Source organism: Streptomyces sp. NBC_00209, assembly GCF_045206345.1.
Taxonomy (GTDB): domain Bacteria; phylum Actinomycetota; class Actinomycetes; order Streptomycetales; family Streptomycetaceae; genus Streptomyces.
The window spans coordinates 781,040-797,001 of record NZ_CP108121.1 but is presented as its reverse complement, the minus strand read 5'-3'; the positions used below and the strand labels follow the sequence as shown (position 1 = coordinate 797,001).

The window sequence follows — 15,962 nt, the reverse complement described above, 5'->3', positions numbered from 1 at the left end:
TGGGCGGCGGTCTCGGTATGTGGGCGCCCCTTACGATCGGAACGCACGGGCCCGGGGCCCGGGGGAGGCAGGAGAACGGTGAGCACACTCGCCAACGCGCGGGACGTCCTGCGGCTGCTGGCGCGCCTTCAGCGCGACCTGACCGTGACGGATGTGGCGGGCGCCCTCGACCTGCCGAAGAGCTCCGTGTCGCGGACGCTGAGCATGATGGCCGAGTACGGCTTCCTGGACCGCGACCCGGTGAGCCGCGCCTACCGGCCCGGCGAACTCGTCATGGAAGCCTCGTACCACTTCCGCGCCTCGCGCTCCACCGCCTCGCTCCTGGAGGAGGAACTGGCCAGGCTGGTCGCCGACATCGGCTACACCGGTTACGTGGACGTGCTCGACGGCGCCGAATCGCTGGTACTGCACATGCGGATCGGCACGGTCGGCGCCCTTCAGGCGTACACCCCGGCCGGCACCCGCGCGCCCGCCTACGCCAGTTCCATGGGGCGCGCCCTGCTGGCCCGCCTGGACGACGCGCAGGTACTGCGGCTCGTCGACGCCCGTCTCGAACAGGCCACCGGATCGGCCCCCCGCACCCCCGGCGAGCTGGTCTCCTCCCTGGCCCGGGTGCGCGCCGACGGGTGGGAGTCCTCGCGCGGCGAGTTCGTGCCGAACGTCGCGGGCATCTCCGCGGCCGTCGTGGACGGCGATACGGGTCAGGTCTTCGGCATAGGGATCGCCCTGCCCGCCCCCGAACTGCGCCACGAGAACGAGGCCCGCTTCGGACGGGCGGTGCGGGACGCCGCGCGGCGGGTGGGGAAGCGGATCGGCGATCCGTACTGGCTGCGGTACGTGGCCGCATAGGCCCGGGGGCCTCCCTCAGGCGAGCAGCGGCCCCAGCATCGCGCCCACCACCGCGCCCGGAGTCAGCACCGGGGCGGTGATCCCGGCCGCGCGCAGCGCTTCGCGGTGCCGGGTCCCGTAACCCATGCAGTCCAGCACCAGCGCCTCCGCCCCCGCGTCCAGCCGGGCGCGGGCCGCCGCGCACAGGGCGCCGTCGTCGGCGGCGTACGGCGAGGCCGTCCCGAACGCCGGGGCCGGGTCGAGCGCCCGCCACTTCGTCCGGGCCTCCGCCACCTGCTCCGGCAGCGGCACGACGACCCCGACCCGGGCACCCCGCAGCGCCGCGCCCACGTACCCCGTGAGCAGCGCGTCCGGCTCGACCAGCCGCGCCCGCCGGGTCCGCAGCCCCGGGAACTCCCCGGTGCACAGGAGCACCACGACGTCCGCCCCTTCCGCCTCCACCCGCTCCACGAGGGCGGCGAGCCCGGCCCCGACCGTGTCGGCGTCCAGGGTCACGGAGGTCCCGTCGGCCAAGCGGCTCAGCAGCGTCGCCCGCCCGCGCACCGCCCCGAACCCCGCCTCCACCTCCGCCCGGCCGAGCCCGTCGAGGACCCCCGCGTGCCGTATCCGCGCCGTGGGCGGCAGCTCCGCCTCGATGGCCACGGAGAGGTCGGGGCGGGGGGACTGGCCGATGGTCAGGAAGGTCACGGTGTGCACGGGGCCTCGCTTCGACGTTGTTCCGGATATTGGAAGTTGGTTGCCTGTTGCGGGACAACCTAACGCCGGACACGGCCCGTGCGGCAGCCGGAGGCCCCCGGCGGCGGTCACCACCGGGGGCGTTACGGGACGGAGCGGATCAGTCCGGACCGGTTCCGCCCGCCTCGTCGCGGCGGACCGCCACCGCCGCCCGGTGGCCGGCCGGGACGGCGATGTCGGTCAGGAGCCAGCCGCCCGGGGCGGCCGGTGCCGGCCCGGCACCCACGTACTCCGTCGACGGGTCCGCGCCCAGACCGATGCCGAGGCCCTTCAGATACGCCTCCTTCCTGGTCCACACCCGGGCGAAGGCGGCCGGCCGCACCGCGGGCGCCAGCGCGGCGAGTTCCGCCGCCTCCCAGGGGTGGACGACATCGGCCGCCTCCAGGAGGGTGCGCGGGTCCGGTACGGGTTCGACGTCCACGCCGACCGGGGTGGCGGCGACGGCGATCAGGCTCAGGCCCTCGCAGTGCGAGAGCGAGAAGTGCAGGGGCCCGTCGGGGAGTACGGGCCGCCCGTGCGGTTCGCCGCAGCCCGGGCAGGGGGCCCGGGCCACCGACACCGTGCGCGGGGCGACGCCCAGGTGGTTGCCGAGGACCCGGCGCAGTCCGACGTGGGCGCACAGGTACGTGGCGCGGTCGGTGGGGCGGCGGAACTCCTCGGCCCGGGCCAGCTCGGCGGGGCCGAGCACGAGCGGGGCGTACCGGGTCGCGGTCTCCTCGTGCGCGGCGGTGGCCACCAGCCAGAGCTGCGGGCGGCCGGGGCCCGGCCCGGACGGCGGGGGAAGCGCGGCGGGCAGGGGCGGCAGCGCGGTGGGCAGGAGGACGGGTTCGAGGACGGGCGTCGGGCGGGGGTCCAGCAGGGACATGGCTGCCTCACACGGCGGTGGCGGTGGGCTCGGGGGCGGCGGAAGCCTTCACGGCGGGGGCCTTCCGCGTCAGGGGGGCGCGCAGGGCGAGCGTGGCGGCGACCGGCGAGAACAGTGCGACGCATGCGCACAGCAGCCAGGTGCCGGTCACGCCCAGGGGCGCCGAGAGCGAACTGAAGACGGCCAGGGACAGGGGCGCGGCCCCGATGCTGGACAGCGAGAACGTCGACATCGCGGCGCCCAGCTTCCCCTCGGGCACGGCGTGTTGGTACGCGGTGACCAGGGCGGGTCCGTTGAGCCCCGAGAACAGGCCGACCGCGCACGCCGTGACCGCGAGGACGGCCGGCGAGGGCACCAGGGCCATGGCGCCCATGCCCACGGCGAGCCCGGTGCCGGTGACGACCAGCTTGACCGGGACCGGGATGCGGTGGGCGAGCGCGGCACCGGCCGCCGCCGACACCAGGGCGCCCGCGCTGAACGCGGTCAGGGCCGCCGCGACCGAGCCGATGCCCCAGCCCTCGCCGGACGCGCGCAGCGGAAGGGCCACCTCGGCCGGCCAGAGGAACGCGAAGTCCATGCAGAAGCAGGCGACGAACATCCAGCGCAGCCGGGGGTGACGGCCCAGCAGTGCCAGGCCGTCGCCGGAGCGCCGGAACAGTGACGTGCCCCCCGCCCCGGCGCCGCGCTCCGGCCGGGTCATGCCCCGGGTCACATGGAACGCGCACAGCAGCCAGACGGCGCACCCGGCCGCCGAGACGAGCATGACCCCGGACAGGCTGCCCGCCACCACCAGCCAGGCCCCCAGCGGTGATCCGGCGATCGGGGCCAGCCGCATCACCATGGAGAACAGGGAGTTGGCGCGGCCCAGGTGCTCCTGAGGGGCCAGCCGGGTGAGCAGGATGCCCGACGCCGGGCCGGTCAGGCCGAGCAGCGAGCCCTCGACCACGGCGACGGCGATCAGCGGCCAGATGCTGTGGGCGCCCGCGGTGACCAGCGCGCCGATCACCAGGACGACGAGCCGGGTGGCGGTGGCCCGGAGGAGGACCGCGCGCGGGCCGAGGGCGTCGGCGAGGGCGCCGCCGAACAGCAGCATGAGGGCGCGCGGCAGCGTGGAGGCGAGGATGACGAGCGTCACCGCGGACCGGCCGCCGAGCTGGACGGCCGTCCAGTTCATGGCGATGATCAGCGCGAAGCTGCCGCACTGCACGGCCGCCTGGCCGGTGACGAAGCTGCCGATGCGCCGCCAGTCGGGCGCGGCGCCCGCCTCGGACGGCGGGGCGGAGGGGTTCGTTGTCATGGGTTCGGCTTTCCTGGGTCGGCTTTCCGGGGTGGGGTTCCCGGGTGGCGTTCTGGGGTGGGGTTCCGGGGTGGCCTTCTGCGTCGGCCTTCTGCGTCGGCTTCGTGCGGAGAGGGCGGTGCGGCTCGGTGCGGGAGCGGTTCAGCGGCGCGTCACGCGGACGTCGACGCCGGTGTCGTCGCCGCGCAGCGTCGCCGCGACGGCCAGCGCGGCGGCCCGGCCGGCGGCGCGCCGCAGGGCCCGCCGGTCGCGAGCGGCACGGGTGCGCCCGGGGGCGCGGAGTTCCAGGCGGCCGCCGAGGTAACCCCGGCCCGCCTCGGCCAGGGCGCGCTGGGCGGCGAGCAGGGCCGCGTCGGCCACGGGGTCCCGGCCGTCGGTGTCGAGTACGCCGTCACCGGCGGGCCCGACGGTGACGCCGGGGGTCTCCCGCAGGAGGAACCGGGCCCGCACGGTGCGGTGGCGGCCGGTGACGTGGTGCGGCTGCCGTGCCGGGGCGGGCCGGCTCCCGGGGGTCCGCCGTGGCCCGGACCTCGCGCGCCCGGTCACGGCGTCGCCCCGGTGGCCGCCGGGTCGGCGGGCAGCGGTGCTCCGGCGTCGAAGGGGCCGCCGTCCGGCCACCACAGGTCGTCGGGTCCCAGAGCGCCGACCTCGTACTTGCCCAACGCGCTGACAAGGAGGCGCAGTTCGAGCGCGATGCTCTCGGCGAGCCGCACCAGGCCGTGTTCCGGGTCCTCGTCCACGGCGACCAGCGCGGCGCGGCCGAGCCCGACGGCCGTGGCGCCCAGGGCGAGGGTGCGCAGGGCGCGTCCGCCCTCCCACATCCCGCCGCTCGCGAGCAGGCAGCCCCCGGGCCGGCCGATCCGGCGCAGGCACTCCGCGAGCGGTAGACCGACCTGGTCCAGGAAGACCCGGGGCGCCCAGCCGGTGCCGCCCTCCGCGCCGTCCACGGTGACGGCGTCCGCCCCGGCCGCCCAGGCGGTGCGGGCGGCGTGCGCGATGTCGCGGCCCGGGTGGAACTTCACCCACGTACGGGCCTTGGGGAAGTTGTTCCGCATGAAGCGCAGCTGCTGCCGCAGGATCTCGTCGGTGAAGGTGCCCGGCGTGGCGCAGCGCAGCCGGCGCCCGTCACCCGTGCCGAACGGATCGGTGACCGTGAAGCGGTCCGCCAGGGCCTCCGCCTCCGCACTCCCGACGACGGTCATGCCGCCGAGACCCGGTTTGGCGCCCTGGCCGGTCTTCAACTCGAAGGCCAGGCGCCCCGATGCGAGGAGCGGCCGGGTGGCGGGGTCGCTGTAGAGGAGGTTCCAGACCTCCGAGTCGGCGTCCTCGGTGGACTGCTGGACGACGATCCCGCCGACCCCCTCGGGTGCCGCGTCGAGATACGCCTCGATGCGCGCGAGGAGCGCGGAGCGGGCGGCGTCCCCGCCGCGCCGGTAGCCGTGCACGGGGACCATGTTCTCGCCGATGACCATGGGGATGCCGAGGCGGCCGGCCTGCCGGGACGCCTGCACGGCCAGGTCGCCGCTGCCCGCCCGGGTCGACCCGAAGGCCGACAGGTACAGCGGCAGCGAAGAGGTGAACCCGCCGGTCCGGACGCCCAGTTCGACGTCGCCTGACTCCGGCTCGCGGGCGAGGGCGATCAGCTTCTCCAGCCGCTCCGGCATGAAGACGGGCGGGACGATCCTGGCCCGGTCGAGCGCGTCCGTACCGGCCTCGCTCCCGGGGCCGAAGAGCTCGGCACCGTACGAACCGGGGTCGGGGAACACCTCGGCGGTGCCGCGCCGGGCGCGGGCGCGGATCTCGCGCTCGGGGAGGCCGGGGGCGGCGAGGGCGCTCACGGGGCCACCACCCCGGGGAGCTTCGGGTAGGCGCTGACCTGCCACAGCGAGTCGAGGCCGGTGAGGAAGCGGACGAGGCGCTGAAGGCCCATCCCGAAACCGGCGCTGGCCGGGATGCCCTCCCGGGCCTCCTTCAGGTACCAGGCGTACTTGGCGGGGTTCTCGCCGCTCTCCCGCATCCGCGTGACGATGGTCGCGTAGTCCGACTCGCGCTCGCTGCCCGAGACCAGCTCGCCGTAGCCGTGCGGTGCGATCAGATCGAAGTTCCGCAGCACACCGGGGCGTTCGGGGTCCTCCCGGTCGTAGAAGCCGCGCGAGCCCTTCGGGTAGTCGTTGATGAAGAACGGCCGGTCGCTCTCCAGCGACAGGAGCCGTTCACCGGTCCAGTCGATCTCGCTGTCCGGGCTCTGCGGATGACCGGCCGTCAGGAGCCGTGCCACGGCCTCCTGATGGGTGCACACGTCGTACTTGCCGCTGCGGACGTCCGCGAAGTCCGCTTCCTGTCGTCCCAGTTCGGCGAGAACGTCCGGAACGGCGGTCCATACGTGCTCGGCGACATGGGTGAGGAGCCCGGCGGCGACCTCCTGCGCGTCCTCGCGGCTCGCCCCGGCGATCTCCACGTCGATCTGGTGGAACTCGACCAGATGGCGGCCCGTGGTGGCGGTCTCCTCCGGCTCCACACGGACGTTGGGAGCGATGTAGAACAGCTTCGGGAAGCCGTGCAGCGACGCCTGCTTGTACAGGATCGCGCTGGTCATCAGCTTGTACGGGCGCCCGTAGTAGTCGACGTCCAGCGCCTTGGCGCCCCGGCCTCCCGGGTCGGTGACGGGTCCGACGAGCGGGGGCAGCAGCTCCGTGAAACCCGACCGCCGCAGGAAGTCGCGGGCCGCCCACAGCGCCTCCTGCTGGACGAGCATGGCGGCGCGCAGCTGCGGGGAGCGCAGGTGCTCACCGAGCGGGGGCGGCAGGGCGGGTCCTCCGGGCTGCGGGGCGTGGTCCATGACGGGCTCCTGTTCGTGGCGGTGGTGAGGGGTGTCGATGCGGGGTCGGTACGGGGGCAGGGGGGCGGGCGGCGGCCGGTCGTAGCGGTCGGCCATGTGGTTCAGGGCCGTGAGGAGGCCGTTCGCGGTGAGCGGCGCCAGCCCGTCCGGGGCGTCGGGGCGGATCGGCATCGCGCCGGTGTCCGACCAGCGCAGCCGCCCGTCCGCGCCGATGACGCTGCGGGAGCGGCCCGCGTTGTCCGGGTGGAGGCAGAACGGCACGTCGAGCAGGCCGCGTTCGAAGGCGGCCGGCAACGCGTGGGCCAGGTCGGGGTGCAGACCGAGCACGGCCTCCACCAGGGCCCGGGCCTCCGCGTAGACCTCGGAGTCGTCCCGGCCCCCCGGCAGCGGCGGACCGGCGAGCGCGGCGGCCGCGGCGGCGGTCTCCAGGGCGCGGACGTTCTCGGCGACGGTCGGGATACGGCGGGACTCGGCGGTCGTCTTCACGAGGAGCCGGTCCGCCCCGGCCCGCACCGCAAGGCGTGCCGACGCCTCCAGCAGCCGGGTCGCCCCGCGCTCGGTGCGCGGGTAGACGCCCATGTAGGTGTAGAGGACGACGTGGTGGTCGACGCCCGTCGGCAGCAGCTCGCCGGCCAGCCGGCGCAGGGCCCGTATCGCCTCCTCGTCCTGGCCCGGGTCCGTCTGCTGGGCGTAGCTCAACGAGACGCTGCGCACCCCGTGCTGGGCGAAGAACAGGCATTCCAGCACGCTCATCGCGACCAGCAGCCCGGGCGGGCAGAGCTGGCCGAGCAGACAGCCGCCGAAGCTTTCGAGGTGCGGCACGGAACCGGGGCGGGCGTGCCCCGCGAGGAGTTCGCAGCCCGCGGCCCAGGCGGCGACGGACTCGCGCAGCGGGGTGCGGCCGTACGGCAGGCAGTAGGAGACCGGCCCGCCCTCGGTCGCGTCGAGGCCGGCGGCGAGCAGGGCCCGGACGATGGCCTGGGGGCGGGCGGAGCCGTGGCGGACCTGGACCGGGAACCCGTCGTCGCGCACCCCGTCGAGCAGGGCGCGGGTGACGGCGAGCGGGTGCGTGGCGATCGGGTAGCCGTTGAGCCCGGCGCCCTCGGCGAGCGCGGCACCGGCTCCCGTGAGGTCGCCGACGCGGGTGTAGCTGTCGATGGTGAGCGTCCCGGCGGTCGTGGCCGTGGCGGCCCGGGTCCGCTCAAGCCCCGTACGCATGGCGACCGGGTCGCCGAAGCCCATGCGGGGCTGGACCACCAGCCGTCCGGCGGCCGCCGAGGCCGCGACGAACGCACCGAACGGGCGCGGTGCGGCGGCGGTGGTCATGCCCCCACCCGCGCGGGGGCCGTGAGGAACGCGCACAGGGCGTCCAGGTCAGCGGCCCCGTCCCCGAGGACGGCGTCGCAGCCCGCCGCGCGCAGCCGGGCCGCCTCGTCCTCTCGCGCGTGGCCGACCGTCCCCAGCTTGCCGCCGACGGCCACCGGCAGGGCGGCGAGCCCCGGTTCGGCCCGCAGCGCGCGCACGGCGGCGAGCGCGTCCCGGTAGCCGTGGCCGTTGACGCTGCTGAGCACGACCGCGTCGGGGGCATGCCGGCGACAGGCGGCCGTGAGCAGACGGGGACTCGCACAGGGGCCCAGCGCGACGACGTCGTGCCCCCGCTCCTCCAGGAACAGCCCGAGATACACGAGGTTCCAGGTATGGGAGTCCGAAGCGGTTCCGCTCAGGAGTATCTTCATGCCTCGATATTATTTTTCCGAACCCCTTCCGGGCGGAAGTAGAGGCGGAAGTCGAGCGGCAGTAACGAGCGGCAGTTTCCCCTTTCCTGGTTTTCCCGGAAAGGGGGCTTTCTCGGAAGGCGGCCGGCGGGCACAAGGAAATGCCGTGCCCCCGCAGGAGCTGCGGGGGCACGGCGGGGGCGCGGCGGCGGGTCAGGCGTACTGGGCGACCAGGCTCCGGGGGCGGATGTCGGTCCAGTGCGCGGTGATGTACTCCAGGGCCTCGGAGCGGCTGCCCGGCCCCCAGACGCCTTCCCAGCCTGCCGGGATGTCGGCGAAGGCCGGCCACAGGGAGTGCTGTCCCTCGTCGTTCACCACGACGTGGAAGGAGCCCTCGGCGTCGTCGAAGGGGTTCGCGATGTCGCTCATGAATAACTCCTCGTTTCGTTTTCCCGCAGGCTGTTCTCCTGCAGTGCGGAGATTTTCTCCGCGATGACTTTTCCGATGTGTGCGAGGGGCTCTTCCTCGGCCATCCGGAGATGCGTGGAATCCACGGTGTGATTCTCGATCGGGCCCGTCAGATAGGCATTCCAGGTGGCGGCCAGCGCACCTTCCGGTTCGCCGGGCCTGCGGGCGGTGAAGAACACCGCGCCGGCGTCCGCGACCTCGGGCACGTGCCGCGCCATGAGGGCCGCGTGGGTCTCGGAGGCCCGCCGCACCGCTTGTATCTCCTCGGCGCTGAAGCCGCCGAGCACCGGGTCCACCGCCTCCGGCAGCGCGTCCTGCCCGGGCGCCGCCTCCGGCTCCCGCGCCGGCAGCACGGACACGCTTCCCGGCCCGGTCCGGTGGACGTCCATCAGCGCGAGCAGTTCGACGCGCTGACCGGCCGCGCGGAGCCGGACGGCCATGGTGTGGGCGACGATCCCGCCGAAGGACCAGCCGAGCAGCCGGTACGGGCCCCAGGGCTGGACCTGCCGGACGCGTTCCAGGTAGTCGTCGGCCATCTCCTCGACGGTGCGCGGCAGATGGCCCGGCTCGCTCAGCGCGCGGGCCTGAAGGGCGTACAGCGGCTGGTCGTCCCCGAGGTGCCGGGCCAGGCCCGCGTACGACCAGCCGACCCCGGTCCCCGGGTGCACGCAGAACAGCGGGCGCCGGGTGCCCCGGGCGTTCAGCGGCAGCAGGACGCCCATCGCGCCGGCCGTGCCGTCCGGGTCCTGCGCGCCGAGCAGCCCGGCCGGGGTCGGGGCCCGGAACAGGTCACGGACCGTCCGGTCGATGCCGAGGACCGAGCGCACCCGGCTCACCAGGCGCACACCGAGCAGCGAATGCCCGCCCAGCGTGAAGAAGTTGTCGTCCAGACCGACCCGGGGCGCGCCCAGGATCTCGGCGAACAGCCCGCACAGCACCTCCTCCCGGGCGTTGCGCGGAGCCCGGTGCCCGACGGCGGGCCGGTCCGGCGCGGGCAGCGCCCGGCGGTCCGGCTTCCCGTTGACCGTCAGCGGCACGGTGTCCAGGACGACGACCGCCGAGGGCACCAGATGGGCGGGGAGCGCGGTACGGGCCAGGGCGAGGACGTCCGCCCCGGTGACCTCGGACCCGGCGCGCGGCACCACGTACCCGACGAGGCTCCGCTCGCCCGGCCGGTCCTCGCGCACGACGGCGAGGGCCTGCCCGACCGAGGGGTGCGCGGCGAGCGCGTGCTCCACCTCGCCGGGCTCGATCCGGACCCCGCGCAGCTTGACCTGGCCGTCCGCCCGCCCCAGGAACCGCAGTTCGCCCTCAGGCGTCCAGACGACCCGGTCGCCGGTGCGGTACATCCGGCTCCCGTCCGCCTCGAAGGGGTCGGGCACGAAGCGCTCGGCGGTCAGATCCGGACGCCCGGTGTACCCGCGCGCCACATGGGTGCCCGCGATGTACAGCTCCCCGGGCACGCCCGGCGGCACGGGCCGCAGCGCCGCGTCCAGGACGTGGCTGCGGGTGTTGTCCATGGGCCGGCCCAGGTGCAGCCCGGACCCGCCGAGCGAGCCCCGGCCGCCGGTGAGCCACTGGTTGTGCGAGGCGAACGTCGTCTCGGTCGGGCCGTAGGAGTGGACGAGGACGGTGTCCGGGCAGTGCGTCAGGACCCGTTGCGCGGCGGTGGGGGAGGCGACGTCGCCGCCCGTCCACACCTCGCGCAGCAGCCGCAGCGTGTCCAGCGCCTCGTCGGCCATCACATGGAACAGGCCGACGGTGAAGTAGGCGGCGGTGACCCGGTGTTCGCGGACGGTGCGGGCGGTCTCGGCGAGGTCGGTGCCGTCGCCGCGCATGACGACCAGGCTGCCGCCGTTGAGGAGCGGCACCCATATCTCGAACACCGAGGCGTCGAACCCGGTCGCGGAGTGGACCAGCATCCGGTGGGGGCCGCCGGCGGTGGTGTCGCGGTCGGCGGCGAGCTCGGTCACGTTGCGGTGGGTGACGCCGACGCCCTTCGGACGGCCGGTCGACCCGGAGGTGAACATCACGTACATCAGGTCGTCCCCGTCGACCGCCACGGCCTCGCGGTCCGCCGGCGGGGCGCCGCCCTCGGCGGGCGCGTCGGTCAGGAGGACCGGTACGGAGACCTCCTCCGGGACCGCGCCCGCCTGCCCGGTGGTGGTCGCGACGAGGCGGACGCCCGCGTCCTGGACCATCAGCGCGAGCCGGGCCCCCGGGAGGGCGGGGTCCAGCGGGACGTGGGCGGCCCCGCACTTCAGGACCGCGAGCGCGGTGACCACCAGCGGCGCACCGCGTTCCAGCAGCACCCCAACGGTGTCGCCCCTGCGCACCCCGGCCGCGCGCAGCCGGGCGGCCAGCGCGTCGGCACGGGCGTCGAGCTCGCCGTAGCCGAGGGTCTCCGCGTCGGTGACCAGCGCGGGCGCCCCGGGCGTGAGCGCGGCCCGGCGGGCGATGACCTCGTGGACGGGGGCCCGGTCGCGGGTCACGGTGGCCGTGTCGTTGTACTCCGCGACCAGCCGGAACCGCTCGGCGTCGGCGAGCAGGTCCACCGCCCCGATCCGTACCCCCGGGTCGGCGGCGACGGCGTGCAGCAGACGTCCGACATGGGCGGCGAGCAGGGCGGCGGAGGCGGCGTCGAACAGGTCGGTGGCGTATTCGAGACCGCCCGCCAGACCGGCCGGCCGCCCCGCCTCGTCCTTCCGCTCCCACAGGGCGAGCGTCAGGTCGAACTTGGTCGACAGCGTGTCCAGCGGGGCCGGTTCGGCCCGGAACAGCGGTCCCTCGGCGCGGTCGGACGTGTAGTCGTGATGGAGCTGTACGACGAACTGGGTCAGCGGGTGGTGGGCGGTGGAGCGGGCCGGGTTGAGGTGTTCCACGATCCGGTCGAAGGGGAGCCGCTGATGCGCGTAGGCCGCGAGATCCGTGTCGCGTACCCGGCCCAGCAGCTCGGTGAACTCCGGGTCACCCGACGTGTCGGTGCGCAGGACCAGCGTGTTGACGAAGAAGCCGACCAGATCGCTCAGTGCCTCGTCGTCGCGCCCGGCCGTCATGGTGGCCAGCGGCAGGTCGGTGCCTGCCCCGTGCCGGGTGAGGACGGCGGCGAGCGCGGCCTGCAGCACCATGAAGAGCGTCGCGCCGTGGCACCGGGCCAGCACTTCCAGGGCCTCGTGCGTGGCCGCGTCCACAGTCAGCGGCGCGTGGCCGCCCCGGTGGGTGGCCTCGGCGGGGCGGGGCTTGGCGGCCGGCAGTTCGAGGACGGGCGGCGCCCCGGCGAGGGCACGTTCCCAGAAGGCGAGATGGTCATGCGCCGCAGGTCCGTCGAGAAGCTCCTGCTGCCAGAGCGTGTAGTCGGCGTACTGGACGGGAAGCGGCTCCCAGCCCGGTGCGCGGCCCTCGGCGCGCGCGGCGTAGGCGGCCCCCAGGTCCGCGAGCAGCGGGCCCGTCGACCAGCCGTCGGCGGCGATGTGGTGGACGAGCACGACGAGGACCTGGCCGCCGCCGTCGTCCGGGGTGAGAAGGGCGGCCCGCAGCGGGAGTTCCCCGGCGAGGTCGAAGACATGCCCGGCGGCCGAGGCGACCGCCGCCCGGAACCGCCCGGCCGGCACGGTGCGCACATCGAGTACCGGCCGCGCGCCCGCCACGATCTCCTGGTACGGCTCCCCGTCGACCGACGGGTAGCGGGTACGCAGCACCTCGTGGCGCTCCACCAGGTCGGCCAGGGCACGGCCGAGGACATCGGCGTCCAGCGGCTCGGCCGGACGCAGCACCAGCGGGATGTCGTACGAGGCGCTGGGCCCCTCCAGCGCGTCGATGAACCAGAGCCGGCGCTGCGCCCGGGACAGCGGCAGGCGCTCCGGCCGCTCCGTGCGCCGGACCAGCGCGGGCCCTCCCTCCCCGGTGGCCCGGTGCTCCGCGATCCGGCGGGCCAGGGCGGCCGGGGTCGGGGCGAGCAGCAGGTCCCGGACATGGACGTCGACGCCCAGGCGGGCCCTGATCCGGTTGGCGAGCCGCACCCCGCTCATCGAGTGGCCGCCGATGGTGAAGAACCCCTCGTCCGGGCCGACCTCGTCCAGCCCCAGGATCTCCGCGAACATCTCGCGCAGGGTGCCCACGTGTTCCGCGTCCGGTGCGCCGCCCGCCCGGGCCGCCTCGGCGTCGGCGGCCTGCCGGGCGGCGAGGGCCGCGACGCGCTCACGACGACCGGCGAGGGCCAGGCGCTCCTCGTCGCCCAGCAGCCCGGTGTCGGCGACGGGCTCCCCCGGCCGCTCGGCAGCCGTACGCAGGGCACGTTCCAGGGCGCCCAGGAGGAGGCGGGCGGTGTCCTCGTCGAGGACGTCACGCGCGTACTCCAGGCCGAGTTCGAGCCCGGCGGGCGCACCGTCGGCGGTGCGGTGTTCCACACAGGCGGCGGTCAGGTCGAACTTGGTGGTCGCGGGGCCCTCCGCCCGGAAGCGGCCGGTGAGCGCGCCGAACGCGAAGAGGGCGTCGTCCGGGGCGGCGGTGCGCAGGGTCAGCATCGTCTGGAAGAGCGGGTGCACCCCGGGCGTGCGCGGCGGGTTCAGATGCTCCACCAGCAGGTCGAAGGGGAGGCCCTGGTGCTCGTAGGCGGCGAGATCCGTGTCGCGTACCCGTTCCAGCAGCTCGGCGAACGCCGGGTCACCCGAGGCGTCGGTCGGCAGGACCAGCGTGTTGACGAAGAAGCCGACGAGTGAGCCCAGCGCCTCGTCGTCCCGCCCCGCGACCGGAGTGCCCACGGCCACCCGCTCCCCGCAGCCCGCCGCCCGCAGCGCGAGGGCCAGCGCGGCCTGGATCACCATCAGCATGCTCGCGCCGCGCGCGTCGGCCAGCCGGGCGAGCCGGGCGTGCGCGGCCGGTTCGAGGCGCGTGGCGACGACACCGCCCCGGTGATCCGGCACGGCCGGGCGCGGCCGGTCCAACGGCAGGCCGGTGACGGCCGGCAGCCCGTCCAGCGCGGCCCGCCAGTGGGCGAGCCCGCGCGCGACGGCGGAGTCCGGGTCGTCGGCCGTACCGAGGACGTCGTGCTGCCACAGGGTGTAGTCGGCGTACTGGACGGGAAGAGGATCCTGCTCCGGCGTACGCCCCTGGGCACGGGCGGCGTACGCGGTGGCCAGGTCGTTCATCAGCGGCGCCAGCGACCAGCCGTCGCCCGCCACATGGTGCAGCAGCACCGCCAGCACCGCCGCCGGGCCCTCGCCCCCCTCGGGCACGAACAGCGCGACCCGCAACGGCAGTTCCCGCGCCAGGTCGAACGTCTCGGACACGAAGTCCTGGACCCGCTCCCGCAGCTCACCGGCCGGGCACCCGACCGTACGCGTCCGCACCGCCGACGCGGCCAGCACATGCTGGTACGGCTCGTCCTCCGGGGCCAGGAACACGGTCCGCAGCACCTCGTGCCGCTCGGCGAGGTCCGTGACGGCGGCGGCGAGCGCCGCCCGGTCCGGCGCCCCGTCCAGCTCCAGCACGACCGGCATGTTGTACGCACAGGACGGGCCGTCCAGCTGGTCCAGCAGCCACAGCCGGCGCTGCGCGTGCGAGAGCGGCACCCGGTCCTCGACCGGCAACGGCTCCTCGTGGACGACCGAAAGCCGGGGGTCCGTGGTCCGCAGCGCCTTGCGGTTGATCTTCCCGGAGCTGGTACGGGGCAGCGCGGCGACGATTCCGACGGCGGCGGGCACGGCGGCGGCGGGCATGCGCTCGCGCACCAGGCCGCGCAGTTCCTCGGCCCCCACCCCGCCCTCGGTGACGACGAACGCGACGAGCCGCTTGACCCCGTCCGCGTCCTGCTGGGCGACGACGGCGGCCTCGCGTACCTTCGGATGCGCCGACAGGACCGAGTCGACGGCGGCGGGGTCGATGCGCTGCCCGCCGATCTTCACCTCGTCGTCCAGCCGCCCGTGGTACAGGATCTGCCGGTCCTCGCCGATCGTGACGAGGTCCCCTGTGCGGTAGGCGCGCTCCCCGTCCAACTCGGTGAACCGGCGGGCGTTCAGCTCCGGGTTGCTCAGATACCCGTACGACAACCCGCCGCCGAGCAGCCACAGTTCACCGCCGACGACGGCCGCCCGGACCCCCGGCAGCGGCCGGCCGATCGGCACCGGGCCGCCCCCGTGGCGGGTCAGGTCGGCGACCGTCGCGACCACCGTGGTCTCCGTGGGGCCGTACGCGTTCAGCAGCCGCACCCGCTCCCCGGTCAGCTCCCGCCACTGCGCGACCCGCTCAGGCAGCGCCGCCTCCCCGTAGATGATGACCGTGTCCAGGCAGCCGGGCAGGCCCACCGCACCGGTGCTGAGGACGTGGACCAGCTCGTGCCAGTACGCGGCCGGCAGGTCGAGCACCGTGATCCCGTGCCGTACGCAGCCCGCCAGCAGATCGCGTACGTCCAGCATGTCGTCCGTACGCAGCACCAGCGTCCCGCCCGCGCCGAGGGTCGCGAACACCTCCTGCACGCTGGCGTCGAAGTGCAGCGGTGAGAACTGGAGGACCCGGGAGGCGGGTCCGATGCCGTACGCGGGGACGGCGCCCGCGATGAAGTGCGCGAGCGAATCATGGGCGACGACGACCCCGTTGGGGGTGCCGGTGGACCCGGAGGTGTAGATCACGTACGCCGCACCGGACGGTGCGCCCGGCCCCGGCAGGACGAGTTCACCGGCGGCGGCCACCTCGGCGGGCGTCGGCGCCAGGCCGCCGCAGCTGTCGTGCAGGATGGCCGCGTTCCGGGCGTCGGGGGCCTGGATGTCGAGGGGCAGGTAGGCGGCGCCGGTGGTGAGCACGGCGAGGAGGCCGACGACGGCGTCGATCCCACGGGGGCGGTGGAGGGCGACCAGCCGGCCCGGGCCCGCGCCCTCGGCGGCGAGGACGCTCGCCCGCTCCCGCACGGCGGCGGCGAGCTGTGCGTAGGTCAGCCGGGCGGTGTCGTGGACCAGGGCGACCGCGCCGGGCCGGGTGCGCGCCTGGTGGGCGACGAGGTCGAGCACCGGCGGGGCGGGCGAGGGAGAGGGGCCGCCGTCGAGCAGGTCGTCCGTTCTGATGGGGGGCATCCTGGGGTTTCCTCCGTCTGGGGCGCCGAGAGACCGGGGCGAACGGTTCCTCTCGCCTCCGTGCCTTCACGCTAGGGGCCCCCGACCGCCCCTCTCGGCAGTCCGCCCGGCAGCTCCGAGCGGCAGAAAC

Annotated in this window: 10 protein-coding genes; 1 reads left to right on the top strand and 9 read right to left on the bottom strand. The window is 75.2% G+C overall.

Annotation, left to right across the window (positions count from 1 at the left end):
• Window positions 1-78: 78 nt before the first annotated feature.
• On the top strand, window positions 79-849 hold the full coding sequence (locus OG867_RS03475; RefSeq protein WP_406282568.1) for an IclR family transcriptional regulator: 771 nt from the start codon (window positions 79-81) through the stop codon (window positions 847-849).
• 15 nt (window positions 850-864) lie between these two features.
• Here OG867_RS03475 and OG867_RS03470 read toward each other — a convergent pair whose 3' ends face one another.
• The 9 genes from OG867_RS03470 to OG867_RS03430 form a co-directional block, all read right to left on the bottom strand.
• Window positions 865-1,545 carry an AroM family protein gene (locus tag OG867_RS03470; protein ID WP_406282565.1) on the bottom strand — a complete coding sequence of 227 codons (681 nt, stop codon included), beginning with the start codon at window positions 1,543-1,545 and terminating at the stop codon, window positions 865-867.
• A gap of 139 nt (window positions 1,546-1,684) precedes the next feature.
• The gene (locus tag OG867_RS03465) at window positions 1,685-2,449 is read right to left on the bottom strand and encodes a 4'-phosphopantetheinyl transferase family protein (RefSeq protein WP_406282562.1); all 765 of its coding nucleotides are present in this window, start codon (window positions 2,447-2,449) and stop codon (window positions 1,685-1,687) included.
• A 7-nt stretch (window positions 2,450-2,456) separates the two neighbouring features.
• Window positions 2,457-3,746, bottom strand: coding sequence for an MFS transporter (locus OG867_RS03460; protein ID WP_406282559.1), 1,290 nt, complete (start codon window positions 3,744-3,746; stop codon window positions 2,457-2,459).
• 141 nt (window positions 3,747-3,887) lie between these two features.
• Window positions 3,888-4,292, bottom strand: a complete 405-nt coding sequence (locus OG867_RS03455) for a hypothetical protein (RefSeq protein ID WP_406282556.1) — start codon at window positions 4,290-4,292, stop codon at window positions 3,888-3,890.
• On the bottom strand, window positions 4,289-5,584 hold the full coding sequence (locus tag OG867_RS03450) for a glutamate synthase-related protein (RefSeq protein WP_406282553.1): 1,296 nt from the start codon (window positions 5,582-5,584) through the stop codon (window positions 4,289-4,291). The genes OG867_RS03455 and OG867_RS03450 overlap by 4 nt, the downstream gene beginning before the upstream one ends.
• A complete protein-coding gene (locus OG867_RS03445; RefSeq protein WP_406282550.1) occupies window positions 5,581-7,911 on the bottom strand; it encodes an amino acid--tRNA ligase-related protein in 2,331 nt (776 codons plus the stop codon). The genes OG867_RS03450 and OG867_RS03445 overlap by 4 nt, the downstream gene beginning before the upstream one ends.
• Window positions 7,908-8,321, bottom strand: coding sequence for a cobalamin B12-binding domain-containing protein (locus tag OG867_RS03440; RefSeq protein ID WP_406282547.1), 414 nt, complete (start codon window positions 8,319-8,321; stop codon window positions 7,908-7,910). Before OG867_RS03440 ends, OG867_RS03445 begins: the two co-directional genes overlap by 4 nt.
• Before the next feature lie 192 nt (window positions 8,322-8,513).
• Entirely contained in the window at window positions 8,514-8,729 is a 216-nt protein-coding gene (locus tag OG867_RS03435; RefSeq protein ID WP_328903396.1) for an MbtH family protein, read from the bottom strand.
• Entirely contained in the window at window positions 8,726-15,832 is a 7,107-nt protein-coding gene (locus tag OG867_RS03430; RefSeq protein WP_406282544.1) for an amino acid adenylation domain-containing protein, read from the bottom strand. Before OG867_RS03430 ends, OG867_RS03435 begins: the two co-directional genes overlap by 4 nt.
• Window positions 15,833-15,962 lie beyond the last annotated feature (130 nt).